Genomic DNA, 25,409 nt, shown 5'->3' with positions numbered 1-25,409 from the left:
TCCTTATTATTAATCACCTCATTCAAGCTAGCAGAGCACCTGAGTCGCGACAAGAAAATGTGATTCCCGTCACGCTTCCCGTATGAACGTCTTGAGCCGAGGCGCAATGGATTCGCGCCATTGGCTGCCGTTGAAGACGCCGTAGTGGCCAACCCCCTTTTGCAGATGGTGCAGACGCCTGGCATCCGGGATGTTCACGCACAGGTCGTGGGCGGCCCGGGTCTGTCCTGGACTGGAAATGTCATCTTTCTCGCCTTCGATTGTCATCAATGCCGTATTTTCAATGGCGGCCGGGTTCACTTTTCGGCCCCGGTGCATGAAGCAACCCCGGGCAAGGTGGAACTCCTGAAAGACACGTTGGATAGTGTCGAGGTAGTAAGTGGCCGGCAGATCCATGACAGCGAGGTACTCGTCGTAGAACTCACGATGGCGCCTGATTTTCTCGACTTCCTTATTCCGCATGGACTTGAACAGGCCTCGGTAGGCGTCAACGTGGCGGTCGAAGTTCATGTTCACGAAACCGGTCAGCTGCAGAAAGCCGGGATAGACTTTCCGCATGGCTCCCGGATAAGGCGCGGGCACAGGGTGAACCAGATTGCGCCGGAACCACGCCAGATTGTGTTTAGTGGCCAGCTCGCATGGCGCGGTGGGGTCGACGCGTCCATCTATGGGGCCGCTCATCAGGGCGAGTGAGCGTGGTGTCGCAGGGTTATTATCCTCGGCCATGATGGCGGTAGCCGCGAGCACTGGCACGACTGGTTGGCAAACCGCCAATACATGAGTGTCCGGCCCAAGCTCTTCAATGAAATCGATCACGTAGTCGATATAGTCGTCCAGCCCAAAGTCGCCCGCGGAGAGAGGAACCCTGCAGGCATCACGCCAGTCGGTGATGTAGACGTCGTGGTCTGGCAGCATTTCCTTCACAGTGCCGCGCAGCAGTGAGGCAAAGTGCCCGGACAAGGGCGCAACGATCAGGAGTTTCGGGTCATCGGGGCGAGATACGCTGCGCTGGAAATGCTTGAGCTGGGCAAAGGGTTTGCGTTTGACGATGACTTCACTGATGTCGACCTCCTCCCCATCGCACACCGTTGTGTGCAGATTGAAGGCCGGTTTCGGGTAGCGTCGGGTCAGGTCGCCGAACACGCCGTAGGCGGAAGCAATACTGCGAGCGCCGGGTAAGCGGGACAAAGGGCTGAGAGGGTGCCTGAGCAATTTGCTCTGTGCGTCTGTCATCATGCGCAAGGGCATCAGCGCGGCACGGCTCATTTCATGGGCAAAATACATCATGATACTGTCCTGCTTGAGTTATGGAGTCCGGAAGTCAACGCAAAACTCAACAGCCATCGATTTCCGCGCTCGATCTTTGATACCCGATGCTCATAGAGATCCGGGCGAAACAGATACAATCTTCCAAAAAGGTTGAAAATATTCTTGTCGCAGATGAATTCGCCACCGGCTTTGGGTTTCGCCAGAACCCAATTGAGTTTGTAGAGCCGGCCCTCGGAAACCATGTCCACGTGCGGCCCTACCTTGTGGCCTTCTGGATATCGGACCAGGTATATATTCAGGCGTCTGGAATGAAAGAGAATCCGGGTTTTACTTTTGCAGGCATGGTAGTGGCATACACTCTCACAGAATCGCTATAAGCAGTTTGCGCGCTGTGCGGCCCGTTGGTCAATTATGGCCGGGAACTCGCTCGTACAAAGATGAGGATTTGAACTGATGGCCAGAGCATCAGGTGGTCGCAAGCTTTTGCGATGGTTTTTGCTGCTATGCGCCGGCGCTATCGTGCTGGTGCTGTTGGTGGTCCTGATGTTCCGGTTCGTAAATCCACCCACCTCGGCCTTCATGCTGGGTTATCAGCTTCAGGGCGCGAACAAATCCCTCGCCCACGAATGGGTGCCCATTGGCGAGATCTCTCCCTGGATGCCGCTGGCGGTGGTCGCCAGCGAGGACCAGCGATTCCCGCATCATGTGGGCGTGGATTTTGAGGCGGTTCGCCAGGCGCTCTCGGAGTACCGGGCCGGCGACGGGCTTCGAGGAGCCAGTACCATCACCCAGCAAACGGCCAAGAACCTCTTTCTCTGGAACGGTCGCAGTTTCATTCGCAAGGCCATCGAGGCGGGGTTGGCACTTGTAATAGACGGCCTCTGGTCAAAGCAGCGGGTACTGGAAGTTTATCTGAATATTGCCGAGTTTGGCCCCGGAATTTATGGCGTTGAAGCCGCCAGCCAGGCCTACTTCGGCAAGCCTGCCCGTCACCTTACCGAGTACCAGGCCGCGCTGCTCGCGGCCGTACTCCCGAATCCGAAAGTCCTGCGGGTCAATTCGCCATCGTCGTATGTGTTGGAGCGAGTGGCCTGGATTCGGGGCCAGATTGCACAGCTGGGTGCTGGATACCTGCGAGATCTCTAGTCTTGCAGATGAGCAGATTTATTGGCGTGACCCCTGGCGCGGACTCGTTGATACTAGGGGGTATTGCAGGACCACTTATTTTTAAAGGATTGCACGAATGTCTCTCTTCCCCGACGACAACGGCGAGAACGATCTGTTCATGTCACGAACCGACCCGGAAAACCCGCTGGGCACCCATGCCCCCTACAGCTTCGAGTTGGAAGGCAAGATCTGGCCAACCGTGGAACACTACTTCCAGGGAATGAAGTTCACTGACGACAACCGCCAGGAAAAGGTGCGCAGCGCCGACACGCCCGGCAAGGCAGGAAAGCTTGGGCGCAAGCGTCACAAGAGCCTGCGGCGGGATTGGAAACAGGTGCGCGAAACCGTTATGACGCGGGGGATCTACGTGCGCTGCCGCACCCACCCCGAGCTGGCGGAGGCTCTGCTGGATACCGGCGACACGAAAATCGTTGAAAACAGCAATTTCGATTATTTCTGGGGTTGTGGCCGGGATCGGCGGGGTGAAAACCGGTACGGGAAAGTGTTGATGAATGTGCGGGCCAGATTGCGGGAAGAGCGGGCGGCGCAGGCTTGAACTCCAGCCTGCGCGCCAACTGCAAAGCTGGTAGCGCAGGTTAATCGCTCTGCTTCAAGCCCATTTCCCAGAAATCAATCTCAAGCCGGGTGGCGTCGCTAAAAATCCGGGTTAGTTCCTTAAAGCGGGCGGGGGAGACTTCGGCCAGTCGCTCATTGAGCCAGCTGATCTCTGCCTGCATAGCGTCCTGGAACTCGTCGCTCTCGTACATGGCGATCCAGGCGTCGTAAGGGTTGTTCTCACCCCGAATCGTTTCCGCCCGGCTGTTCAGCCAGTTGGCGATTTCACCGTAACCCACCATGCAAGGCGACAGGGCGACGTGGAGGTCCAGCAGATCACCACGGTTGCCGGTATCCAGAACATAGCGCGTGTAGGCGAGTGTGGCGCGGGCTTCCGGTAGTTCGGCCAGCTCTTGTTCGGAAATTCCCCATTCCTTGCAGTAGCTGATGTGCAAATCCAGCTCCACATCCACAATGGCCTGCAAACCTTCCTTGGCCTGGCGGAGATCCGACAGTGTCGGGCTTTTATAGGCTGCAAGAGCAAAGGCACGCGCGAACTGGATCAGAAACAGGTAGTCCTGCTTGAGGTAATGCTGGAACGCTTCGGGCGCCAACGACGCATTACCCAGTTGCTGCACAAAGCTGTGCTCAATGTAGGCTTGCCATTCCGTCTGACAGCTCTTTTTCAGGTCTTCGAACTGATAAGGCATGCTTTCTCCTGGAGGACGGTCGACTCAGTAACAGGAATTCGGTGACGAGTCCGGGTTGATCTCACCGGCGACTTCTTCCGGATCAATGCCGTGACTGACCAGTACTTCCCGCACAAAATTCACCTGCGCGAGAATTCGGTCAGCATCGTCGCCGTATTCGAACCGATTGATTTCGACCGGTTGGGGCATGAAGGTGAAGGCGGTTTTCAGGGCGGTGAGCGTGTCTTCGTCGGCCATTGGCATACTCCTCTGCGGTTTGAGTTACACATGAGGAGTATACGCATCTCTTCCGGGAAAGGCCGATAGGTAGCCTTGGACTGGTCGCCTTGCTCGACGATGTGTCAGGTTCAGGCTCGTCGACGGCTGGCTGCCACCAGCGAACCAAGAACTACGAGCATCGCAGCCAGCGGAAGCCGCCAGTCTGGCGCGGCAATTCCGGCCAGTACCAGGAAAAGAGCGGCCAGCACAGGTACCGCATAGGCCAGGCTGCCCACCAGTGCGGTAGGGCCTTTCCTCAATGCCAGATCCCAGGCCACCATGGCCAGGCCATATGGACCCAGACCCAGGGCGACACCAGCGGCGAGCGCGGTTCCTGAAGGCAGCACATGGGCGGAGCCGGAAACGGTATCTGCGGCTGCGGCTCCGGCGCCAGCCAGAAGGAACAGGCCTGGCATTACAGGAGCGATCGCTACGGGTGTTGCCTGGCAGATCCAGGAGTAAAGAGCCCAGCAACCCCCAGCCAGAAGGGCCAGCCCGTAACCGGTCAGGTTGCCTGAAAAACCATTATTCAGGGCCTCCGGGCCCAGCAGCAAAGCCGCGCCGGAAAAGGCAATCAGTGCCCCCGCAATAACCGGGAGGGCGATCCGCCGATGGAAGGCCCACTGGCTGATAAGGATGAACATGACCGGCCAGGTATAGGTGATCAATGACGCCTCTGCGGTGGGTGCCATGCCAAGCCCGGCCAGGTAGGCGCCGACCGCCCCCAGAACCAGCAAAGGCACAAGACCGAAAATCACCAGCTTCCATTGCCAGGACACTTTCACAGATTTACGCGCTTCGCGGCCCCGGAAACTCATGGGCAGCACGGCCAGTGCGCCACTGATCAGGGCGATGGTCGTAAGCTGGAAGGGCGGGATGGAACGCGCTGCATCGACCAGCAAAGGGGCAACAGCCCACAGAACGACGGCAACCAGAGCCGCGATGATGCTCAGGATGTTGGGCAGACGTATGGGCGCGTTGACAATCCTCATGGGCAGTCCTCCTTTAGCTGGTGTGTTGTGATCTGACAGCGGGAGGATATACTCGCTTGAGATATCACAAAAACAACGTTTAGTGATTAAAAGCATCACAAGAGTTGATGAATTGCGTCCCCGTATTCTGGATCTGAACGTGCTGCAAACACTGGTGGCCATTGCCGACACGGGAACGGTAACCGCGGCGGCTGACCGGCTTGCCTATACCCAGTCAACTGTCAGCATGCAGTTGCATCGCCTGGAAGCCCTGTTGGAGGTGTCCCTTCACGAGCGAGAGGGCCGGCGTATTCGGTTTACCGCGGAGGGCGAGCAACTGATCGGTTACGCCCGGAAGATGCTGGCCCTTAACAACGAGGCACTGGATTCGCTAAGGCAGCGGCAGGTATCGGGGCAGCTGAGCCTGGGTATCCCGGAAGACTATGCGTTTCTGCTGACCTCCGTTCTCTCCCATTTCAGCCAGCTGTTCCCGGCGGTTCAGCTGCAGGTTATCTGCGGATCAAGCGTCAGGCTGCTGGAGCAGGTGCAGGCTGGTGAGCTGGACCTGGCGGTTGTGACCCGTCAGACCCGCTCTCCCGGGGGCGAAGTGATTCGCCGGGAGCCATTGGTGTGGGCGGTTGGCGCCGAGAAACAACCGTCCCTGACAGATCCCATTCCTCTCGCGCTTTACTCGCCGGGCGCTGATGTGTTCAGAGAGGTGGCAGAACAGGCGCTGTTTTCTGCGGGTCGGCAATGGCGCCTGGCCTACTCAAGCCAGTCGATGACAGGATTGATGCCCGTTGTCGTGGCCGGATTGGCGGTGGTGCCCGTAACCCGCGATATGCTCACACCCCAGCTGCGGGTTCTGGACGAACGAAGCGGTATGCCGGCCCTGCAATCCATCGAGATGGCACTGCATCGGCCGTCGGGCCGTCCGACTGAACCGGCCCGGCAGATGGCAGAGCTGATCCGGGAACATCTGGCGGGAGATGGCTGATCTGTCTCCGTGTTAGGCTGGCAGTATCGTGTCTAAACGCAATTAACGGGATACCCCATGAAAACGATCAGCATAGACATTGTTTCCGACATCGCCTGCCCATGGTGCGCGATTGGTTATGCCCGCCTGGAACAGGCTATGAAACAGTTGGCGTCGGAGTATGAATTCGGCCTGCAATGGCACGCGTTTGAACTGAACCCGGACCACTCTGGCACGGGCGAGCCCATCCTGCCGGCCCTGGCCCGCAAGTACGGTCGAAGTGAGCAGGAAATGCGCGCGACCCAGGATCAGATGATGACGATCGCGAAAGATCTGGGCCTCAACTTTGAGAAAATGCAGGAGCGCTTCACCTGCAATACCTTCGACGCCCATCGGCTGGTGAAGTGGGCGGCTGAGCAGGGCAAGCAGACGGAGATGAAGCAGGCGCTCTTCGAGGCTTACTTTGGAAAGGCGGAAGACGTTTCAGACCAGGACGTGTTGCTGGCCTGTGTCGAGAGCCTGGGGCTGGACCGCGGGAGGGCAAAGCAGATTCTGGATTCCGATGAATTCGCCAACGTGGTACGCGAAGATGAAGCAACCTATCAACAGGCCGGTGTTTCTGCGGTGCCGGCCTTCATCGTGAACGGTAAATACCTGATCTCCGGCGCCCAGGAACCCGACACCCTGGTTCAGGCATTCGAAGAAATCAGCGCAAAGCCTGAGTGAGCGCCTTCGTTGGAGAGAGAATGCCGAAACCATCCGAAGCCCGGCAACGGGCCATTCTGGCACGGCTGGATAAGTTCAGCCGCTTTACCGATAGCAACATCGCTATTCCGTTCACCAATGTACGGATTGGCGCGGAGGCCGTGATTGGCCTGCTGCCCGTGGTGGGGGACGCCGTGGGCCTGGTCCTGGCCGGATACGTACTGGTGGAAGCGCAGCGAGCGGGAGCCACCAAGGCGGTGAAGATGCGCATGTTGCAGAATATGGGCATCGACTTTCTCGGCGGGCTGTTGCCAGTGGTAGGCGATGCCTTCGACGCGGTTTACAAAGCTAACACCCGCAACACCCGTCTGCTTCGTAACTACCTAGAAAAGGAGTTGGCGATTGAACCTCCGCCTCCGCCTTTCCCCTGGCGGACCGTGATTGGTTTATCCGTGCTGTTCGCCGTGGTGACCGGCGGCCTCACGCTTTTATTCTGAGCCGCACACTGCTCTTAAAGCATCAGGCCGGTTCCCGGATGGCAGGCCTCCCGCCGGACCAACACCTGCCCGTCCCTTACAGACGCCAGCACCGGTCGCTGCCCGAGTAGCACTTCATAGGGCGTGGCCCCCTGAAGAACCACACATCGTGCTGGCATCCCTTCGTCAAGGCCATACTCATCAAGGTCAAGCGCAGCCGCGCCATTCTCGGTGATCAGCTCCAGTGAACGGTCGATCCAGCTCATGCCCAGCATATGGCAGGCGTGCAGGCCGACATCAAGGGTCCGGAGCATGTTGCCATTGCCCATTGGATACCAGGGGTCGCGAATTGAGTCCTGGCCAAAGGCGACTTTCAGTCCGGCATCAAGCAGCTCGGGGACCCGGGTGATGCCACGGCGTTTGGGATAGCTGTCGAATCGGCCCTGCAAATGCAGGCTTTCAGTGGGCATGGAAAGAAAGCGCAGGCCTGACTTTTTCAGCAATCGAAACAGGCGGCTGCAGTAGGCATCGTTATAGGAGCCCATGGCACAGGTATGGCTGGCGGATACCCTGGAACCGTAGTCGAGTCTCAGGGCCTCGGCGGCCAGAACTTCGAGGAACCGGGATTCCGGGTCATCAATTTCGTCGCAGTGAACATCCACCAGTCGGTCGTTTTTATGGGCAAGCTCCATCAGCCAGCGAACCGACTCTGCACCGTAATCCCGGGTAAACTCGAAGTGGGGAATGCCACCCACCACATCAGCGCCGAGACGCACGGCTTCCTCCATGAGCTCACGCCCGTTTTTGAAAGACCAGATGCCCTCCTGGGGAAACGCGACGATCTGCAGGTCAACGAAGGATGCGGTCTGTTCGCGAACCTCAAGCATGGCCTTGAGGGCAGTCAGGTTCGGATCGGTCACATCCACGTGGGTACGCACGTACTGGATGCCATGGGCGGCAAAGAGCTTCAGCGTCTGGCTGGCGCGACTGATCACATCGTCGTGGCTCAGGGTTTTCTTGCGCTCGGACCAGCATTCAATGCCTTCAAACAGGGTGCCGCTCTTGTTCCAGCGCGGCTCCCCGGCGGTCATCGCGGCGTCGAGATGGATGTGTGGCTCCACGAAAGGGGCGGTGACCAGATTTCCTCCGGCATCCAGCTCGCCTTCATTGGCGGTGGTATTTTCGGCTTGGGCGGTGATACCTGAAAAGCGTCCGTTGCTGATCTCAAGCCGGAATAGCCCATCCCGGCCCTGTAGACGTGCGTTCGCTATTGCATTCAATGGTTTAGTCATTTTATCTCCGGTCAGTGGCTAACCCGCATCTATGGTTTCAGTAGCAGGTGTGCCAGTAACAGTGTTCTGAATTGTTCTGTCGGGGTGCCCTGGCCAGGCATTGATTCACTGAGCTGGTTCATTCGGTTGCGTATTGTGTTTCTGTGGCAGCCTAATGCTTCTGCCATAGCACTCTGGTTGCCCCGGCAGGCGATCCAGGCATCGAGCAAGTCGGCAGAATCGGCTAGAAGGTTATGGTCCATCTGCTCGACCGATGTGTGTTCGGACCAGACAATGGCCCTGCCGATGGCTTCCGTGACTTCCACCATGGGCAGAGAATAGGGCTGTTCGAACAGAGGTATCGCAAGCTCGTCGGCCAGCCGGCATAACGTGTTCGGTAGTTGACCGATGTAAGCATCTCCGGTCAGGACAACGAGTCCGGAGACATTGCATTCCTTACCCTCATACAGGCATTCCGCCAGATTCTGGGGGCTGCGATGCCGGCTGATGCCGGTAACAAATACCAGTTCGCCACCTTTGACCCAGCTTTTGAACGAGCGGTTTTCCGCTACATAGGGCCAGCGTACCGGGTTATCTCCGGCGGACTCCCCGCCCCGGAGCCGAATGGCATCCAGGCCGGGGAGGTGTGGCACGTTCCGGCATCGCAGGGTCACTCAGATCGCTCCCATCACCTGGGCTTTACGCTCACGGACCGCTTCGCTGACAACCAGAATGATGCTGTAGCTCAGGGCCGCGACGAGAACACCCACAATGGGCGCAATCCAGGGAGAAGTATAGGCGGCTGCGGAGCCAATGGCGTAGGCCGCGAGCCCAGGGAAGTTGAAGGCTGGCAGCGTAACCGTGGTCAGGTCCGGATACTGGCGTTTATAGCCGACAAAGTAGCTTGCCATGATGACGCCACCGATCGGCGGGATAAAGGTGCCAAGCAGAACAAGGAACGGGATCAGCCATTCGTACATGCCCAGTACCGCCAGAACTGTTCCGATCGCGGCACCAGCAATGGTCACCGACTTGCGGCGGCGGGTACGGATCAGGTTGCAGCCCGCGACCGCAAAGTTGTAAACCGTGTTGTCCTGGGTGGTCCAGAGATTCAGGAACAGCATCAGGATACCGAGTGTGGCGAGGCCCTGGGCGACCATGATGTCGACGATGTCGGCTTGCTGGTAAACGAGGGCACCTAAGGCGCCGATCAGGGTCATCAGACCGTTGCCAAGGAAGAACGCAAGCAATGTGGCGATCACAGCGGTTTTGCCGGATTTCGCGAAGCGGGTCCAGTTGGTGGCCTGGGTGCCGCCACTGACAAAGGTGCCGAAGACCAGCGTGATTGCAGCTGCAACGCTCATCTCATTGGTCGGGGTAATAGCCAGCAGCCCGGAAAGGCCGCCGGCATCGGATGTGGCGATGGACATACTGACGGCGACCAGAATAATCATGGCGGGGACGGCAACCCTCGATAGCCACTCCAGTCCTTGGTAACCGATAAACGCAGTAACACAGAAGGCGAACCCGAACAGCACCATCAGCGGTGTTGTCATCCCTTCCGGCATCCCGGTGAGTTTGACCAGCAGAATTGCCATAGTGGCCGTGCCCCAGGCGTACCAGCCAATCTGGGTGAAACCCAGAATAAAGTCGGACAGCTTGCTGCCCAGCTCGCCAAAGGTGAACCGGCTCATCAGGGCTGTGTTCAGGCCAGTCTTCGCGGCGATATAACCCAGTCCTGCTGCGTACAGCCCCAGCAGCAGATTGCCGACCGCCAGAACCATCAACATTGTGGAAAAGTCGAAGGCAACACCAACGCTGCCACCGGCCCACATGGTGGCGGTAAAGAAAGTAAAGCCGAGGAGCACCAACCCCATGGACCAGACGCTTTTGCGCTGATCCATGGGAACCGGGCTTAAGGGATAATCCTGTTCTTTGGGTGTAGGTTCAGTGGTCATGACGATGTCTCCGTGTCTTGGGTAACACCAAGGGAGTTGGCAACGTTTGTGCCATGGAGGCTTATCGGGTCGAATCTTGCGGCGCAGTCCGCCAGATATTGTGCATAGTGCACAAAGGCACTGTTGAAGAGCCGTTGGCAGGAACCTCTCTGCTTCAATACGGTGCGATCTGGAGCCGGAGATACTCCTTTGGTGCGTCGGGCGCCGGCAGCAAACTGGACTACACTTCCAATTACTCCTTTGGCGAGAAGGAATTCACTCAATGACCAGGCGCGGTGCCAGCTACACCCTGTGGGTTGCCATCGCACTTGGCATCGCTCCGGCTGTGGTTACTGGCCACATTTCTCCTTTTTCCATGTTTGACGAGCGCTTTGGGCTTGAGGTTGAAAGCCTGATGTTCCTTCCCCCAGAGCTCTGCCTTGTCGTTTTCGTTGTTGGAATCGCGGCGTGCGTTGTTCTGCGACGCTTTGTCCTGATGCCACTGCTTTTGCCCTGGTTGGCGCTGGTCTTTTTCCCTCCTGAGAAGCTGACTGAACCGTTTCCAAGCGCCTGGGATGCCCAGGAGAGGCTCTACGAAAATGAAAAGCTCGCCAGAGAAAGTGCTGAGCTACCGGACCTGGACTCACTCCGAAGCAGGATTGGTGACATAGATCATACGGACACGGGGCTGTTCCGTTTCGAGCGCGCCGAACTACTGAGCGAGTTGGACCAGCTTTCAGAACGGAGTGGTGCCTGGGACACGAACGTCAGCCAGCGGGCTGCCAAGATTGCTGTTCAGATAACGGCATTGAGGCTGAAGATCGCTCAGGCTAACTCGCACCTGAGTATGATTGATAAGTCGCTGCGTGATCTGGCCATAGTCTCGCGTTTCAGCCTTGGACTGGCGAACAAGGTGTTGGGGGAGAAGCTCAGACAAGGGCGAAACAAGGTTATCCGCCACCGTAATGCTCTGGAAACCACTCGCCGGGCATTGAGGGTGGAGCTGACATCGATCCAAACAGCACGATCGGATACTGAGCAGGCTCTGACACAGCTGCGGGACCTTGATGCACGAATCAGCACCTATCTCTGGGCAAGTGATGCTTACAGAGCCTGGCAGATTTCCATGACTTACAAACTGCTGTGTCTGGCAGTGTTGGTGGCTCTGCTCTGGGTCTTTCCTATGGGATCTACGGTTTACCTGTCGCTTCTGGGTGTTTCGCTGTTCGCCGCAGTGTTCTATTCAGAAGGCGCCCTGGGCTACAGGCTCTGGTTGATTGTTCAGTTCTTGATGCTTTGCTTCGCGCTGCGCATTGCGCGCTTGTTGGTACGGGAGAATTTCCCGTTGCTTCGCAGGCAGTCGGGATCTTTTCTACTGCAGACTTGCCGCAAAACACTGGTCTTCTACCTGCCGTTCCTGACGTTGCTGGCGCTTGGCCTGGCAGCCTCCTGGCAGGTTGATCGATGGGTCGATAACCAACTTTACAGTCTGAAATTCATGGCGGACTCCGACCCGAAAGCAAACCGGAGGCAGAACATCGATCGTGCGATCAGCGCCTATTTCGATGATCAGGAAGAGGCCGCTTTCAGAATGCTTGATGACCTCGACGCGAGGGCAAAATCGTCCCCGAAAGCCGTGGCTGCCGCAATGATGTCGTTCTATGAGCAAGAGGTGCCCAAGATCTTGCCTGATGTAGAGCCAGAAATGGCACCACCGGGTTGTAGTGGTTTCCTGCCCTGGGTTTTTCAGACGGCGTCATGCGCAGAAACGTCGGTCAAGGAGCCGCTGAACGAGGCCTATGCCGAAAAGCGCGAGGCGCAGCGCCAGAGCCTTGATCGCGCAACGCAGGGCTATGCGGAGCTCGCTACAAGCGGTGCCGGCAACCTTGTTGATGTTGCCCGCGAGGATTTGAGTGCGACTTTCCATGATATGGAAACGGCCATAAAGAAGCAGTTGAGCGTGATCTACGCTGTTGTTGATATCTATTCCTGGGTTTCATGGTTCGTGTTGATCCTCGTTGTCATCAAGAGCCTGATGTACATTTTTGCGCGGGTATTTTTTGGAGCGAAGGTTGATGGCGAGCGTGTGATTCAGTTTGAGCCACAGTCAGAGCCCGGACAGTCCGGCGGGGTGCGAGAGGTGTCAGACCGTCTCGATCTCACGCAAGATATGGGAGAGCTGATATACGTTAGCAAACGCTATGATTTCGCCAATGCGCCGCCTGATGAGGTGACTCCGCAGGCCCAAAAGGCCTTCTTCTCCCGCTTCTTGCGCGGGGCCTGGCACATGAACCGGGTATGGACAGACGCTCGCGTTGGCGGGGCCGCACCATATCGTCGGTTACCCGCCGATGAACGGATTGTGGTCTGGACCCTCAAGCCAGGTGATGCTGTGATCTTTTCCTGGAGGCAGTTCGTGGGGATGAGTGAGCGTATCGGTCTTCGCACCCGATATAGCTGGCAGTTGGCCTCTTTAATATTCGGGCGGATGTTTTATGTGGTTGCTTTTGTACCCTCTGATGCCGTGGGCGATGGCACCCTGTTGCTTTCCGCCCGCGGCAGTGACGGCACAGATGGCGAGGAGAGTCCCAGCAACAGTCCGGACCAGCTGCTCGCATGGCAGACCACCACCCGATTCGGGATGCATGCCAATTTGAGTTTCCGGAACGTTTACCGCAGCGGCGTCCAGATCCGTGCACTCAACAAAGATCTGGCTGTCATGCATTCCAACGTGCAGCGTCAGCGATCAGGGGCCGCACGGTTTCTGACTTGTTTTCTCCTGCCGGTATAACGGGGTAGCCGCCATGAGAAGTGCTCTAACCGCGATCGGATTCATACTGGTGGCGATCGTTTTTTACATACTCTGGACCAACCTGAGCGCGCGCATTATCGCGATTGAGTCTGATACTGGCAGTTATATCTATAGCGAATCGGATAGTGCCGACATGATCGACCGGTCGGTTCAAGGCCCGGATATGGGCGCGTTGAATGCCAGGCTGGCTAACCTGGAGGCGTTGCAGAAGCAAAATGTAGACGCAATAAAAAGTCTGTCTGAACGCCTCGACCGTTTCGAGGCTGCCATCTGCCGCGGTGACGACTGTGGTCGCAGAATGCTGATCCGGGAAACGGTTTTGTTTGCCCTCAATGACAGTACGCTCAGTGAGCAGGCCAAAGACCGGATTAATCGTCTCATGGAAGGCGTCAAGGAAGGCGCTCTCATCTCGCTCAGGGGGCAGGCAGACGCCTTAGGGGATGAAATCTACAATTACCTGCTTTCGCTACGCCGTGCAGCGGCGGTTAAGCAATATCTCGATACTCTGCTGGCGGAGTCGGGGCAAACTGGTGATCTTCTTATTACGATTGATGGCACAGGGGAGGCCCTTTCGGGAGGATCCGACGAATCCGAAAACCCGGCCCGTCGAATGGTGGAAATCCTGATTTTTGAGTGAGGTGTGTGGGAAAATTGTACAGGTGGTACCTCTTTTGATTCGTCTATTTGCTGGTGGTCAGGGCGAGAATTTGTTTAGACTCGGCAGGTACAGGGAATAAAGTGCGTTGTGAGCTCCATTTTTATGCCGACTCCCTCGGTTGAAGCGAATACGGTATCCCCCCGCGACATGCTCATGCTGCGACTCTCCATCGTGGTGGGTGGCATTCTGATCTCCCTGTTCATGATTGGTGATCTTCAGTTGATCCCGCCGGATCTGACGAGCGCCTACACAACGAACAGAGCCCTCATTCAGCTTCCGGTTCTCGCAGGCCTGCTCGCCTTCACCTTCGTCCCGCAATTTCTTCGCTTTGCCCAGACTGCGTTTTTGGCGACTGTTCTGAGCATTACCTACGCCAATTACTACCTGATCCACGTGGCATGGGAGCAGGCAGCATTCAGCTTTCCTTACGAAGGGACGTTGCTGTACGCCTTCTTCGGTTTCTTTGTTTTTGGAATGAAATTCCATTACGCGCTGACCGCGATGGTGCTCAGTTCTCTGGGCTTTGTCGGCTTGATGCTCATGGATTCCGTTTACGGCGAGCGAACCTGGATGAACGCCGGGTTCGTGGCCGGCTCACTGTTTGTCGGTGTGATCGGCCGGCACAGGATTGATCGACTGCTGGGGCAGCTTCAGGAGGCCAACGAGCAGTTGGTTGGCCTGAGCACCATCGATGAACTAACCGATCTCTTCAATCGCCGGGCATTGATGAGTGAATCCGGGCGTTTGTTTGCCCGGCAGCGGCGCTCCAATCAGAGACTCGCTGTACTTATGATGGATCTTGATCATTTCAAGCAGTTCAACGACCACTACGGCCACCAGCAGGGTGATCAGGCTATTCGACAGCAGGCTGACATCATGAGGCAGGTATTCAAAAGACAGACCGATATCCTCGGGCGATACGGCGGCGAGGAATTCATGGCCGTGATTGAGGGCGAAGATGCCGACCGGTTTGAACTTCTTGCTGCAGAGGTTCTGAAACAATGGCAGGACCGCGCGGTTTCAAATGAGGATAGCCCCGATAGCAAGGAACTTAGCTGTTCCATTGGAATCTGTCAGGGCCTGGCCACCGAGTTTGATTCCATCGATGAAATGATTCGAATGGCCGATGAGGCATTGTACCGCGCGAAAAAACAGGGTCGCGCCAGATACGTAATGGCCTAGTGGACGTCGAGTAGCGATGGATAGCCGCTGGTTACTGATCTTTGCTGATGCGCTCCTGATCCTGCACACGATGCTGGTGGTTTTTGTCATCCTTGGGCTGGTGGCAACCTTTGCCGGCTATTTCTGCCAGTGGCGCTGGGTTCGCAATTTCTGGTTCCGTCTCAGCCACCTGATTGTGATTGGTGTAGTGGTTCTGCAATCCTGGCTCGGTGTGCTATGCCCGCTTACGACCTGGGAAATGGCGCTTCGGGCAAAGGCCGGGGAGGCGGGCTATGAGGGATCGTTTATCCAGCACTGGCTGCAGTCCATTCTGTATTACAGTGCGCCGGACTGGGTGTTTATTCTGGCCTACACGGTTTTCGGAGCGCTCGTCCTGGCCAGCTGGTTTGTGGTCAGGCCCGAGCGGTGAAAAACAGGCAGGATTATTTCTTGAAAAATGTCAGAAAAGCGCCGGCTGCAGCCGCGGCCGCCCCGCCGATCAGATACCACATGGTCTGGTCTGTAAAACGCCCCGTGACCGTTTCGGACAACTGGTTCCCCAATGACTGGGTTGATTGGTAGCCGAAATACAGCAGGCCGACGCCAACCACGAGCAAAACGATACCGACCAGCTTTGAACTTCCCATTGAATTCTCCTTCAGATTGAGGCCGCCATTCAGCGAGCCTTGGATTCAGGGAAGCTTGCCATCCCAGTGCGGGTTTTCCAACAGCTGTTTCAATCGATCGACATTGCTCTTCTCATGATGATTCTGGTTTTCTGGCGATCAGGAAGTAAACGTCTTTTGAGGTTTCGGGCACCCACCGATAATCAATCTGGAATCCGGCGCACTCCAGATGCGTCTCCAGCTGACAACGGGACAAGAAATTTACATAGGGCGCGAGTCGCAGACTTCGGGCCAGGGAAGCGACTGGTTTCAAATAGGGGCAAGTATCTTGAAGGCAGGCGGTGTTGCTGATGAACACTCCGCCAGGTTTCAACATACTGAAAACCCGTTGTATCGCAACTTCGGGGTGTCGGAGGAGGTGCAGGATGTTCAACCCCAGGATCGCGTCGAACGCTTGCTGCCGATGTTGCATATCCTCAAGTGTGGCAACCACAAAGCGAAGGTTGTCGGCGTCTTTTCCTGCCTTTCGCTCTCGGGCGATGTCTATCATTCGGGAGGAGGCATCGGTTGCCAGGTAGCTGCGTACTCTGGGCGCGTGAATGAGGGCCGTTGATCCCGTACCACAGCCGAACTCCAGAACATCCATTTCCGGATTGAGATATTTCTGGGTCAGGGCGATCTTTCTCAGATAGGCGTTCTGGTCCGCGATCGGACGGCGGGCGTATCGAGCAGCGCTGCGGTTCCAGAAACGGATGGATGAATTCATGAGTTCGTCTCTCAGGGCGGTTGATTTAATTCCGGGAATAGATTCTATCTCTTCACTTCTGTTGGTAATATCGACAGAAATTTATTGCAGATATGCATATTTGAATGAATTGGCGAACCGTTAACTTCGATTGGAACCGAGCCCGTGCGTTCCTGGTGACAGCCGAGGAAGGATCCCTCTCTGCTGCAGCAAAGGCTCTGGGGGTTTCGCAGCCGACCCTCGGAAGACAGGTTGCGGCGTTGGAAGAGGAACTTTCTACGGCGCTGTTTGAGCGGGGAGGTCGTGGGCTGGAATTGACTCGGAATGGCCTCGAACTGCTTGCCTATGTCCGAGCGATGGGAGAGGCCGCAAGCAGCCTCTCACTTGCGGCAACGGGTCAGGCGAAGTCCATTGAGGGCGAGATTGCGATTTCGGCATCTGAAATCACCGCCGCTTACATTCTGCCTCCAATTCTTCAAAGGCTTCGGTACCAGTATCCCGGAATACGTATCAACCTTGTTGCCTCCAATGAGGCCAGCGATCTTCGCCGCCGTGCTGCGGACATTGCCATCCGGAACTTTCGACCCACAGAACCCGATCTGATTGCCCGCAAGGTGGGGGAATTCTCGGCGACTCTCTACGCCAGACCCGAAATCCTGGCTGATCTGCCATCGCCGTTGACCGAGGATCTTTGTAAGGCCCCATTCATAGGCTTTCTTTCAAACAATGAGAGATACGTGGGAGCCCTGGCGCAGCGTGGCCTCAAGCTGCGGGAAGACCAATTCGTTGCCAGGACGGACAGCCATCTGGTGCATTGGCAAATGGCTCGGACGGGTATCGGTATTGGCATGATGCCCGTTGAGTTGGGTGATGCAGAGCCTCACGTTGAGAGAGTCTTCGAGGATAAGGTGTTCGGCGGCGATGTCTGGCTCGTCTCCCACCGGGAGCTCAGGATGAACCTTCGGGTTCGGACGGTCTTTGATTTTCTGACCGCTGAGCTTTCCGAGTATTTTGAACCACAAAAATAATCGATTGGGGCGGTTGGCCCTCGTTGGCAGGTTCCCTGATTTCTGGCAACGTCAATCCGGATGTCCTGAACAGATTGAGCCAACCGGCGAGCGTTCGGAAGTACCAGGGAGCCGGATCGCCGAAATCGCCAGGAAGGCCAGCCCAGGTTCCGGGCTTCCAGCCAGTGGCGTATTCTCCTTCATGGAAAAAGGCGACAGGGTGGAGAGTCTGGATGACGCACGCACCACCGGGATTGAGAAGTTTGGGCAGGGCCTTGAGAAAAGCGTTCACCGAGGTGTCTCCCAGCAAGGCAAAGTTGTTCACAACAAGATCAAACGTGCCCAGATCGGCATTTTCCAGTTGTTCGTAGTTGAGGACCCTGAAGTCTTCCTCTCCCTGTTGCCGGGCGTATTCGATCAATTCCGGCACGGCATCTGTTCCGGTGCCTCGGTAGCCAAGGCGCGTTACTTCTCTGATCAACCAGCCCTCGCCACATCCTGCGTCGAGAATTGAGCCACCCGAGGGGGCGTAATCTTCAATCACTCTTAAAACACTGCTGCTGGAGAGGTTCCCCGGCGCTCGAATGCCCGCTTGTTCCACGGCCCTGATCCAGGGCGAGGCATTTGAGTTCCATGCGGTAAGAATCTGTTTTTCGTACTTTGATGTCATGGTTTGGTGAGCCCCGATTGCAGGGTGTTGACGCATTCTCTGATCTCGCGCTCGTTGGCGCTCGCAAATCCCATTACGAGGCCGGTTCTGGAGGAATCTCCCAGAAAGTGCGCGCTTAGCGGTGTACTGCCAAATCCCTTGGCTTTCAACCATTGGCTGAGCGCCAGGTCGTCAAAATCTCCTTCAAGTACCAGGTGCATCCCCGCGCTTTCCGCCACCGGTTGAGCAAGTCCGCCGAGCTTATTCGTAACCTCGCTCTGGAAGAGTTGCCACTTGTCCCGGTACAGCTGACGCATTCGCCGCAGATGGCGTGTGAACTGACCACTCTCAATGAATTCGGCGATGGTTGCCTGGACAAGAAGAGGGGTCTCTCCACCACTGATCTGCTTGGCCCAGAGCAAGGGGTCGACAACCGCTTCCGGGACCACCAGATAGCCGATGCGCAATGCTGGTAGTAACGTTTTGCTGAAGCTGCCCATGTAGAGCACGGGTGAATTCTCGTACAGGCCTTGAATGGCAGCGAAGGGTTTGTTGTAGAAGTGGAACTCGCTGTCGTAGTCGTCCTCGATGATCCAGCATCCGTTTTGCTGGGCCCATTGCACCAGAGCCATTCGCTGGGAAAGGTCGAGGATGCCGCCCATGGGGTATTGGTGAGTGGGCGTGCAGAACAGGAGCTTGGCCCCTGCAGGTTCAAGGCCCGGCAACGCTTCCACATCCAGGACGTGGTTCCTGAGGGGGATTGGAATCACGGGATTGCCCAACCGGCCCAGCGCGTTCCGGGCGCCGCGGTATCCCGGATTTTCACACAGGATACTGTCGTCCCGTTGCAGGAAAACGTCGGCAATAAGCGAGAGCGCTTGCTGCGCGCCATTGGTGATTATGACTTGGTGTTCTTCGCAGCGAACCCCTCGGGACGTTCTGACGTAAGCGGCGATGGCGCGTCGCAGGGGCTGGAATCCCTGGATGCTGTCATACCCTCTCAGTGTTCGCCGGCTTTCCTGGTGGTGCAGGATCCGGTTCCAGCTGCGGATGGGGAATGCATCCAGGTCTGGCAAGCCCGGCTGGAATGGCAAACTGGCGTCTTCAACAGGCTTCGGTATTCCCGCTGGAAGTGGCGGCAGCGGTGGCAAGTTCATGGAAACGCCACCGGATTTCTCCAGGCCCGGCCCTGAGGGGGTTATCGCTGATTTGATGTCTTCATGGACAAAGATACCCTTGCCCGCTCTGCTTTGAAGAAAGCCCTCCGCCTTGAGCTGCTCATAAACGGCGTTCACCGTATTGCGGCTGATGCCAAGATCCTTCGCCATCTGGCGGCTGGGCGGAAGCTGGCGCCCGGGTGGGTAGCGCTGGTCGAGTATCCGTTCGGACAACCGTTGATACAGCTGATGCTGCAGAGGATGCGCGCTGTCCAGGCGGATATCATCAATCACATCAACTGGTCCTATCAAAAGTCACAATCTGGATCTTTCGATGGTATCAGAAGTGCCTTTCAATAGAAGTACATTTTTGTGAAGTGCAAGACCGGAAAGGAGCTTCTGATGACAACGACTGATTTGGCCGGGCCCAGCGCCTCCCCGCTGACTTCTTGTCCACGCAGCAGGGTGCAGAGGGCGGTAAAGCGAGCCAGCTATGACAGGGAAACAGCCTACCGGCTGATTGATCGGCTCAAAACGGCGCATCTAGGATTTGTGGAAGATGGCGAGCCTCGCATCATTCCGATCACGGCCTGGCGACTGGGCGACGACCTCTATGTGCACACGCTCAATGGTGGACGATTGTCCCGGCGTCTTGAATCGGGCGTATTGCTCTGCATTTCCTTCGCCGTGACAAATGAATGGGTGATGACAAAATCGGCGTTCAACCACAGCGCCAACTACGAGTCATTGGTGTTGTATGGCCATGCTGTGCCGGTCACGGACCATGCCGCCTTTGATGCCGCGTTCCGTGCCATCATCAACCAGATCGAGCCGGGGCGGTGGGAGCAGGTAAGGGCGCCGAACAACAAGGAAAGAAAGGCAACGGCGCTGTTCCGGATCCCAATTGATGAAGGAGCCTTCAAAAGCCGGACTGGTGGCCCGAATGATGATCCCGAAGATATGACTCTGCCCGTGTGGCACGGATTGATACCTACCGGTGTTTAAAGATACCTCAAGGGCCAGCCTGGTCTCTGGGAGCCATCTTCAAAAACAGGCCCAGGGATGCCAGCAGCAGGGCGGTACTGACGATGATGGCAACGGGATAATAGAGGTTGCCGGCGAGTTCCAACTGACTGTATTTGATGATCATGATCAGCCCTTCAAGCGACATGGCAACGCACACTGTTCCAATAAAACGCGGCAGTGTGCGTCTCATCATGGTTATGACGTCGTGGGATTCCGAGCGCCCGCTGTACTCGGAACGTATCACCATGGCCAGTTCGTAAACTGCGAGAGCGATAATGCTGCCATTAACGCCCTTGATCAGGGCCTGCATAAGTTGCTGGCCAGACTGGAGGGCGGCGATCACTTCCAAAACGGTGGCACTGACCAGAGTGAAAGCGAGCACGAAGAAAACCAGCGAAAATAATCGGGCGAATAGTGCCCTGACCGGAATTGCGGCCAGCATGTTGACCATAGTGTATAACCCCCAGCGTTGATCAAGTCAGACGCAGGCTACTGACAAGAGCCGTTGATTTCGCTTAAGGATTGCTCATTCTCTGGTAATCTGATGGGTCAATCCTGACGACCCCCGGAGCGACTCGAGCCCAATGTCTGAAGATCGCCTGAAAACCCTGTCCGACCTTGCCAGCGATGCCCATGCCCGCATCCAGGCAACCCATCAGCACATCAATCCGGTGGTAGAGGTGCGCCGTGGTATGCGCGATGCCGGTATACCGGCGGATGTGATGACCATTGACTGTCTGCGTACCCGCCGAAGGATTACGCTGATCCTTCACGACGAACAGCCGGGCACTCTTCTGTACCAGTTCGTGACCATTGAAGACGAAGTGGGGAACGACTTTCAGCAGATGGCGCTCAACGACATGACAACCACCAAACTGTTCGAGTGGATTCAGGAGTATTTTGGCTAATTTGCACAGATCTTGGCCCACCCTGAAGTAAACTTGGGGTAACCAATAACAATAGACCGAAAAGGTTTCCCCATATGCCGCTATCCCGAAAGCTTCTTTTCGCTCCTTTGCTGGGCATTGCCCTGGTCATGACGGGTTGCGATTCCAGTCCTGATTCTTCCGCAGCCAACAGCGCCGGACACATTGCGCCGACCGCCACGACCGAGCAGGCCAATCGGGATGTGTTGGACCAGCGACCCTTCGATAACCGTGACGATTTCGAGAACGCGCGACGCGGACTGATTGCCCAGGACCCTGAACTGGTCATTGATCATCTGGAAGGCGGTGAAGTCTGGAACATGCCGGCCTACGGATTTATCGACGAGGATGGAGAAAGCGCCCCGGCCTCGGTCAATCCAAGCCTCTGGCGCCAGGCTGCCCTCAACAACATTCACGGGTTGTTCAAGGTCACCGACGGGCTCTACCAGATCCGGGGTTACGACCTGGCGAACATGTCGATCATCGAAGGCGAAACCGGGTGGATCCTGGTGGATCCTCTGACCGCCCGGGAGACCGCCAGCAAAGCCTTCCTGTTTGCTCGAGAACATCTGGGCGAAAAGCCGGTGCGGGCGATTCTCTTTACCCACAGCCACATTGATCACTTTGGCGGCGTGCAGGGCATTCTCCAGCACCTTTCGGACGAGGAAAAAGCCAACCTGCGGATTATCGCGCCAGAGGGCTTTGAGGAGGAGGCAACCAGCGAGAACATCATCGCCGGCCCCGCCATGACACGCCGGGCCATGTTCATGTATGGCAAGCGTCTGGATCGAGACGAACGCGGCCATGTTGGCACTGGTCTGGGCAAAGGCCCGGCTTTTGGCACCTTTGGCTTTGCCCCGGCGACGGATCTGATCAGCGAAACCGGTACGGAGCTGGAGGTGGACGGCGTGCCGATGATTTTCCAGATTGTCTCCGGTTCCGAAGCGCCTGCAGAGTTCACCTTCTACCTCCCCGAACAAAAGGCCTTTTGCGGTGCCGAGCTGGTCAGCCGCAATATGCACAACATCTACACCCTGAGGGGCGCGAAGGTTCGGGATGCCCGTCTATGGAGCAGCTTTATCGACGAAGCAAAGACTCTGTTTGCCGACGCCGATATCTACTTCGGCAGCCACCACTGGCCGCTGTGGGGGCAAGAGAATATCCAGGACTTCCTGGCTGTTCAGCGGGATACCTACAAGTTCATTCACGATCAGACGGTGCGTTTGATGAACCAGGGTGCGACACCGCGGGAGATCGCCGATCAGCTCAAGCTGCCGCCGGAGTTGAATCAGGCGTTCCATAACCAGGGGTACTACGGCACCGTGTCTCACAACGCCAAAGCGGTGTATCAGCACTACCTGGGGTGGTTTACAGCGAACCCGGCTCAGCTAGACCCACTTCCGGAAAGTGATTCGGCCCAGCGTTATGTCCAGATGATGGGTGGCGCTGAAAAGGTTCTGGAAAGAGCCCGCGAGGATTTCGAGGCGGCCTCTGCCATGGGGGCTAGCGAAGGGCGCGACACCTACCGGTGGCTGGCGGAATTGCTCAATCAGGTGGTCTTTGCCGAGCCGGGGAATGACGATGCAAAACAGCTTCTGGCCAACGTCTATGACCAGCTTGGCTATCAGGCGGAATCCGCCCCCTGGCGGGACTTCTACCTGACGGGGGCATACGAGCTGCGCCACGGCTCGCCGGAAGAGGGCATCAAACCGGCGATGATGAGAGAAGTGCTGCTGAACACGCCGGTATCCCTGTTCTTTGACAGCATGGCGGTGCGGCTGAAGGCCGAAGACGCAGAAGGGGAGAGCGCCGTCATCAAGATTACCTTCACGGATCTCAAGGAAAGTTATCTGCTGACTCTGAAACATTCCGTGCTTCACAACCGTCTGGTGAATGAGGACACTCCCGCTGACGCCACATTGAATCTGACGCGGTCTTTGTTTGTGGATCTGTTGATCGGCCGTGCGGGGCTGAAGGAACTTCTGTTCAGCGACGAGATCAGCTTTGAGGGAAGCCGGCTCGACCTGATAGGCTTTTTCAGCATGCTGGACAAGCCTCAGGGCCGGTTCAATATCGTTACACCCTGATGAGTACTTTATGAAATCTGTTGCACTTCTCGATGGCGGCCTGGGCCAGGAAATCTACCGCAGGGCCATGAATGTTACGTCACTGCTCTGGTCAGTGGCGGTAATGCGGGAGCAGCCGGACGTGGTTACCGAAGTCCATGCTGACTTTATCAGGGCGGGCGCCCGTACCCTGACACTAAACACCTATGCTGCAACGCCCACGCGACTGGCCAGAGAAGGCCTTGGTGACGAGATTGGTACAATTCATCAACGGGCTTTCGAGGTGTTGGAGCGCGCCATCGCGTTAACGGGTGCCGACGTTGATATCGCCGGCTGCCTGCCGCCCCTGGTCGGAAGCTATCGGAGCCAGCCTGACCGTACGTTCGAGGATCTGAAATCGGAATTCGACATCCTCGTTAAACTGCAGAGTGGGGCGGACGTCTTCCTCATCGAAACCATGACCAACTCGCTGGAGGCGAAAGCCGCCTGTGCTGCCGCCAGTGAATCAGGCAAACCCTTCGGAGTGGCATTCAGACTGGAAGCCGATGGCAAGCTCCGGTCAGGGGAGACCCTCGCCGAGGCTGTTGAAGCGGTGAGGGCGTCAGGGCCAACGGCGATTATGCTCAATTGCTGCGATCCGGAAGTGATTTCGCAGGCAATGCCTGAACTGGCCGGCCTTTACCCCTGCACGGGTGGCTACGCAAACGCGTTCAAAACAGTTGAACCAATGGCCGGCGGAGCGCTGGTGGATGAACTGGAAGCCAGGCAGGACGTGTCACCCGGGGTGTATGGGCTTCAGGTGAAACAGTGGTTGGATGACGGCGCAGGTGTTGTTGGCGGCTGCTGTGAAATCACGCCCGAGCACATCAGCCACCTGGCCGATGTGCTGACAGGCGAGTATAACCTGATACGGTTCTCGGAATTGCCGCGCGGTTAGCCGGCGAGCCGAGGAGCTTTGGCTCTGCGCGCTTCCACAGCACGTCTGGAACGACGTGCCTCAATGTATTGCATTGCATCGTTCCGGATGGGAAGGTGCAAGGCGCCTTCCAGATCATGGCGGTCGTAGCCAAGATCCGAAAGCGTATCATCTTTTTCTTTCAGCAATGACTCTGCCATACGGCGGAATTGCTGGCGTCTGGAATATCCCTCAATCCAGGAGGTGATCGGCTGCATTGCGGAGTGTGCCTGATGCTCTGTGCTCTTCAACATGTCTACGGCCCCGACTGTTGGTGAATGACTTGCAGCAGCTCGTTTGGAGACGTCTTGTAACTCGCTTACGGGTGCCTACAGCCGCTATTCTGGTATTCTCTCTGCCTTCAATCAAACGAAAAGAATTTAAGATCTTGTTCAGTTATGCTTAAGGCAATTGCCGGCCATAAATTTATCCGTAGGGTCCGCCCATGAACATGCCTCTGCTTGATAACGATGTGCTCCGGAGTTTTGTTGCCATTGCGGAACATGGCACGTTTACCAGTGCCGCCAAAGCCGTTCACCGAACACCTTCCGCCCTGAGCATGCAGATCAAACAGCTTGAGCGGAACCTCGGGAAAACCCTGTTCGTTCGCGAACCCAGGCGCGTCACGTTGACCGCAGAAGGTGAGGTTCTTCTTGATTATGGGCGCCGATTGCTACGCCTGAATGAAGAGGCCGTACAGTATTTCGTTTCGCCAACCCTTGAGGGGAAAGTGGGTATTGGCACGTCTGACGATGTGGGTACCCGGATTCTGCCGGAAGTTCTGGCAGAATTTGCCAGATCCTATCCCGCCGTGCTGGTGGATGTCGTGGTTGGTTCGAGCAAACAGAATCTCGCTCGCCTGGACGCCGGGGAACTGGATATGACCCTGGTAACTGTGGCCGATGAGGGGCGTATTCCCCGCGGTGAGGTGGTGCACGAGGAACCGCTGGTCTGGGCCGGGCGAGAGGGCTCATCGGCCTATCAGCGTTCCCCGCTGCCGATTGCCATGGCCCATGAGGGATGTGCCTGGCGGCGTATGACCCTCCGAACACTGGACAAAGCGGGTATACCTTACAGGATTGCCTACACCTGTGAGCATTGTTCCGGTCAGGAGGCCGCTATGCTGGCGGATCTCGCCGTGGCCCCGTTTCCGCAAAGCCTGATTCGTCCGCCTCTGAAAGAGGTTGCCGGTGATAGCCTGCCGGAAATCGGCTTCTATCAGCTGGCGTTGGTACGCCGGGGTTCAAATCCCCTTAATGATGCGCTTGCCTCGCATGTCAAAGAGGCATTCCTCGGTCTACGCTAAACGGAGCTGCAGGTAATCGT

Annotated in this window: 29 protein-coding genes; 15 read left to right on the top strand and 14 right to left on the bottom strand. The window is 56.8% G+C overall.

Annotation, left to right across the window (positions count from 1 at the left end):
- Positions 1-69 precede the first annotated feature (69 nt).
- Positions 70-1,287 carry a polyhydroxyalkanoate depolymerase gene (locus HP15_RS13820; RefSeq protein WP_014578045.1) on the bottom strand — a complete coding sequence of 406 codons (1,218 nt, stop codon included), beginning with the start codon at positions 1,285-1,287 and terminating at the stop codon, positions 70-72.
- The gene (locus HP15_RS21965; protein ID WP_041645485.1) at positions 1,284-1,589 is read right to left on the bottom strand and encodes a 2OG-Fe(II) oxygenase; all 306 of its coding nucleotides are present in this window, start codon (positions 1,587-1,589) and stop codon (positions 1,284-1,286) included. The genes HP15_RS13820 and HP15_RS21965 overlap by 4 nt, the downstream gene beginning before the upstream one ends.
- A gap of 133 nt (positions 1,590-1,722) precedes the next feature.
- On the opposite strand from HP15_RS21965, the gene mtgA reads away from it, so the two are divergent.
- Together mtgA and HP15_RS13805 are read left to right on the top strand one after the other, a co-directional pair.
- Complete coding sequence (mtgA, locus tag HP15_RS13810) at positions 1,723-2,415, top strand: monofunctional biosynthetic peptidoglycan transglycosylase (RefSeq protein WP_014578042.1); 693 nt, start codon at positions 1,723-1,725, stop codon at positions 2,413-2,415.
- Positions 2,416-2,512: 97 nt separating this feature from the next.
- Complete coding sequence (locus HP15_RS13805) at positions 2,513-2,992, top strand: NADAR family protein (RefSeq protein WP_014578041.1); 480 nt, start codon at positions 2,513-2,515, stop codon at positions 2,990-2,992.
- A gap of 40 nt (positions 2,993-3,032) precedes the next feature.
- Here the strand turns inward: HP15_RS13805 and tenA are convergent, their stop codons facing one another.
- From tenA to HP15_RS13790, 3 genes are all read right to left on the bottom strand, one after another.
- Positions 3,033-3,701 carry a thiaminase II gene (gene tenA / locus HP15_RS13800; RefSeq protein WP_014578040.1) on the bottom strand — a complete coding sequence of 223 codons (669 nt, stop codon included), beginning with the start codon at positions 3,699-3,701 and terminating at the stop codon, positions 3,033-3,035.
- Between the two features lie 24 nt (positions 3,702-3,725).
- Entirely contained in the window at positions 3,726-3,938 is a 213-nt protein-coding gene (locus HP15_RS13795) for a hypothetical protein (protein ID WP_008172415.1), read from the bottom strand.
- 110 nt (positions 3,939-4,048) lie between these two features.
- Entirely contained in the window at positions 4,049-4,951 is a 903-nt protein-coding gene (locus HP15_RS13790) for a DMT family transporter (RefSeq protein WP_014578039.1), read from the bottom strand.
- 112 nt (positions 4,952-5,063) lie between these two features.
- On the opposite strand from HP15_RS13790, the gene HP15_RS13785 reads away from it, so the two are divergent.
- Genes HP15_RS13785 through HP15_RS13775 form a run of 3 tightly spaced genes read left to right on the top strand, consistent with a single transcriptional unit; the run spans position 5,064 to position 7,108 of the window.
- Complete coding sequence (locus tag HP15_RS13785) at positions 5,064-5,927, top strand: LysR substrate-binding domain-containing protein (protein ID WP_041645483.1); 864 nt, start codon at positions 5,064-5,066, stop codon at positions 5,925-5,927.
- Positions 5,928-5,984: 57 nt separating this feature from the next.
- Entirely contained in the window at positions 5,985-6,632 is a 648-nt protein-coding gene (locus HP15_RS13780) for a DsbA family oxidoreductase (RefSeq protein WP_014578037.1), read from the top strand.
- A gap of 20 nt (positions 6,633-6,652) precedes the next feature.
- Complete coding sequence (locus HP15_RS13775; RefSeq protein ID WP_014578036.1) at positions 6,653-7,108, top strand: DUF4112 domain-containing protein; 456 nt, start codon at positions 6,653-6,655, stop codon at positions 7,106-7,108.
- 14 nt (positions 7,109-7,122) lie between these two features.
- Here the strand turns inward: HP15_RS13775 and codA are convergent, their stop codons facing one another.
- The 3 genes from codA to codB are packed head-to-tail and all read right to left on the bottom strand — an operon-like array spanning position 7,123 to position 10,316.
- Positions 7,123-8,379 carry a cytosine deaminase gene (gene codA / locus HP15_RS13770; protein ID WP_041645481.1) on the bottom strand — a complete coding sequence of 419 codons (1,257 nt, stop codon included), beginning with the start codon at positions 8,377-8,379 and terminating at the stop codon, positions 7,123-7,125.
- A 29-nt stretch (positions 8,380-8,408) separates the two neighbouring features.
- Entirely contained in the window at positions 8,409-9,032 is a 624-nt protein-coding gene (locus HP15_RS13765; protein ID WP_014578034.1) for a PucR family transcriptional regulator, read from the bottom strand.
- Positions 9,033-10,316, bottom strand: a complete 1,284-nt coding sequence (gene codB, locus HP15_RS13760) for a cytosine permease (protein ID WP_014578033.1) — start codon at positions 10,314-10,316, stop codon at positions 9,033-9,035.
- 262 nt (positions 10,317-10,578) lie between these two features.
- Here codB and HP15_RS13755 point away from each other — a divergent pair, with 262 nt between their 5' ends.
- The 4 genes from HP15_RS13755 (at position 10,579) to HP15_RS13740 (ending at position 15,356) form a co-directional block, all read left to right on the top strand.
- Positions 10,579-13,086, top strand: a complete 2,508-nt coding sequence (locus tag HP15_RS13755) for a membrane protein (protein WP_014578031.1) — start codon at positions 10,579-10,581, stop codon at positions 13,084-13,086.
- Positions 13,087-13,099: 13 nt separating this feature from the next.
- Positions 13,100-13,744: an OmpA family protein gene (locus tag HP15_RS21710; RefSeq protein WP_049784489.1), complete on the top strand. Its 645-nt coding sequence runs from the start codon at positions 13,100-13,102 to the stop codon at positions 13,742-13,744.
- 108 nt (positions 13,745-13,852) lie between these two features.
- Entirely contained in the window at positions 13,853-14,947 is a 1,095-nt protein-coding gene (locus HP15_RS13745) for a GGDEF domain-containing protein (protein WP_169702165.1), read from the top strand.
- A gap of 16 nt (positions 14,948-14,963) precedes the next feature.
- A complete protein-coding gene (locus tag HP15_RS13740; protein ID WP_014578028.1) occupies positions 14,964-15,356 on the top strand; it encodes a DUF2784 domain-containing protein in 393 nt (130 codons plus the stop codon).
- Between the two features lie 13 nt (positions 15,357-15,369).
- On the opposite strand, the gene HP15_RS13735 is transcribed toward HP15_RS13740, so the two are convergent.
- Positions 15,370-15,573 (bottom strand): DUF3185 family protein, encoded by a 204-nt coding sequence (locus HP15_RS13735; protein WP_014578027.1) that lies wholly within the window; start codon positions 15,571-15,573, stop codon positions 15,370-15,372.
- Between the two features lie 112 nt (positions 15,574-15,685).
- Positions 15,686-16,318, bottom strand: coding sequence for a class I SAM-dependent methyltransferase (locus tag HP15_RS13730; RefSeq protein WP_014578026.1), 633 nt, complete (start codon positions 16,316-16,318; stop codon positions 15,686-15,688).
- Between the two features lie 104 nt (positions 16,319-16,422).
- Here HP15_RS13730 and HP15_RS13725 point away from each other — a divergent pair, with 104 nt between their 5' ends.
- Positions 16,423-17,325, top strand: a complete 903-nt coding sequence (locus tag HP15_RS13725; RefSeq protein ID WP_014578025.1) for a LysR family transcriptional regulator — start codon at positions 16,423-16,425, stop codon at positions 17,323-17,325.
- Here the strand turns inward: HP15_RS13725 and HP15_RS23075 are convergent.
- Both HP15_RS23075 and pdxR read right to left on the bottom strand, forming a co-directional pair.
- Positions 17,246-17,974, bottom strand: coding sequence for a class I SAM-dependent methyltransferase (locus HP15_RS23075; RefSeq protein ID WP_014578024.1), 729 nt, complete (start codon positions 17,972-17,974; stop codon positions 17,246-17,248). The genes HP15_RS13725 and HP15_RS23075 overlap by 80 nt on opposite strands.
- On the bottom strand, positions 17,971-19,404 hold the full coding sequence (pdxR, locus tag HP15_RS13715; RefSeq protein WP_014578023.1) for a MocR-like pyridoxine biosynthesis transcription factor PdxR: 1,434 nt from the start codon (positions 19,402-19,404) through the stop codon (positions 17,971-17,973). Before pdxR ends, HP15_RS23075 begins: the two co-directional genes overlap by 4 nt.
- 108 nt (positions 19,405-19,512) lie before the next feature.
- On the opposite strand from pdxR, the gene HP15_RS13710 reads away from it, so the two are divergent.
- Positions 19,513-20,115, top strand: a complete 603-nt coding sequence (locus HP15_RS13710) for a pyridoxamine 5'-phosphate oxidase family protein (RefSeq protein ID WP_049784488.1) — start codon at positions 19,513-19,515, stop codon at positions 20,113-20,115.
- Between the two features lie 7 nt (positions 20,116-20,122).
- Here HP15_RS13710 and HP15_RS13705 read toward each other — a convergent pair whose 3' ends face one another.
- A complete protein-coding gene (locus HP15_RS13705; protein ID WP_014578021.1) occupies positions 20,123-20,587 on the bottom strand; it encodes a hypothetical protein in 465 nt (154 codons plus the stop codon).
- A 133-nt stretch (positions 20,588-20,720) separates the two neighbouring features.
- Here HP15_RS13705 and HP15_RS13700 point away from each other — a divergent pair, with 133 nt between their 5' ends.
- From HP15_RS13700 to HP15_RS13690, 3 genes are all read left to right on the top strand, one after another.
- Complete coding sequence (locus tag HP15_RS13700; RefSeq protein ID WP_014578020.1) at positions 20,721-21,044, top strand: hypothetical protein; 324 nt, start codon at positions 20,721-20,723, stop codon at positions 21,042-21,044.
- A 74-nt stretch (positions 21,045-21,118) separates the two neighbouring features.
- The gene (locus tag HP15_RS13695; RefSeq protein ID WP_014578019.1) at positions 21,119-23,149 is read left to right on the top strand and encodes an alkyl/aryl-sulfatase; all 2,031 of its coding nucleotides are present in this window, start codon (positions 21,119-21,121) and stop codon (positions 23,147-23,149) included.
- Positions 23,150-23,159: 10 nt separating this feature from the next.
- Entirely contained in the window at positions 23,160-24,065 is a 906-nt protein-coding gene (locus HP15_RS13690) for a homocysteine S-methyltransferase family protein (RefSeq protein ID WP_014578018.1), read from the top strand.
- Here the strand turns inward: HP15_RS13690 and HP15_RS13685 are convergent.
- Complete coding sequence (locus tag HP15_RS13685; RefSeq protein ID WP_227497794.1) at positions 24,062-24,337, bottom strand: hypothetical protein; 276 nt, start codon at positions 24,335-24,337, stop codon at positions 24,062-24,064. The genes HP15_RS13690 and HP15_RS13685 overlap by 4 nt on opposite strands.
- A 191-nt stretch (positions 24,338-24,528) precedes the next feature.
- On the opposite strand from HP15_RS13685, the gene HP15_RS13680 reads away from it, so the two are divergent.
- A complete protein-coding gene (locus HP15_RS13680; protein WP_008172373.1) occupies positions 24,529-25,389 on the top strand; it encodes a LysR family transcriptional regulator in 861 nt (286 codons plus the stop codon).
- The last annotated feature ends 20 nt before the right edge of the window (positions 25,390-25,409 follow it).

The sequence above is a fragment of the Marinobacter adhaerens HP15 genome, assembly GCF_000166295.1.
In the GTDB taxonomy this organism is placed as follows: Bacteria; Pseudomonadota; Gammaproteobacteria; order Pseudomonadales; family Oleiphilaceae; genus Marinobacter; species Marinobacter adhaerens.
Note: the sequence above shows the minus strand (reverse complement) of the source record. Positions and strands in the feature narration are given on the sequence as shown.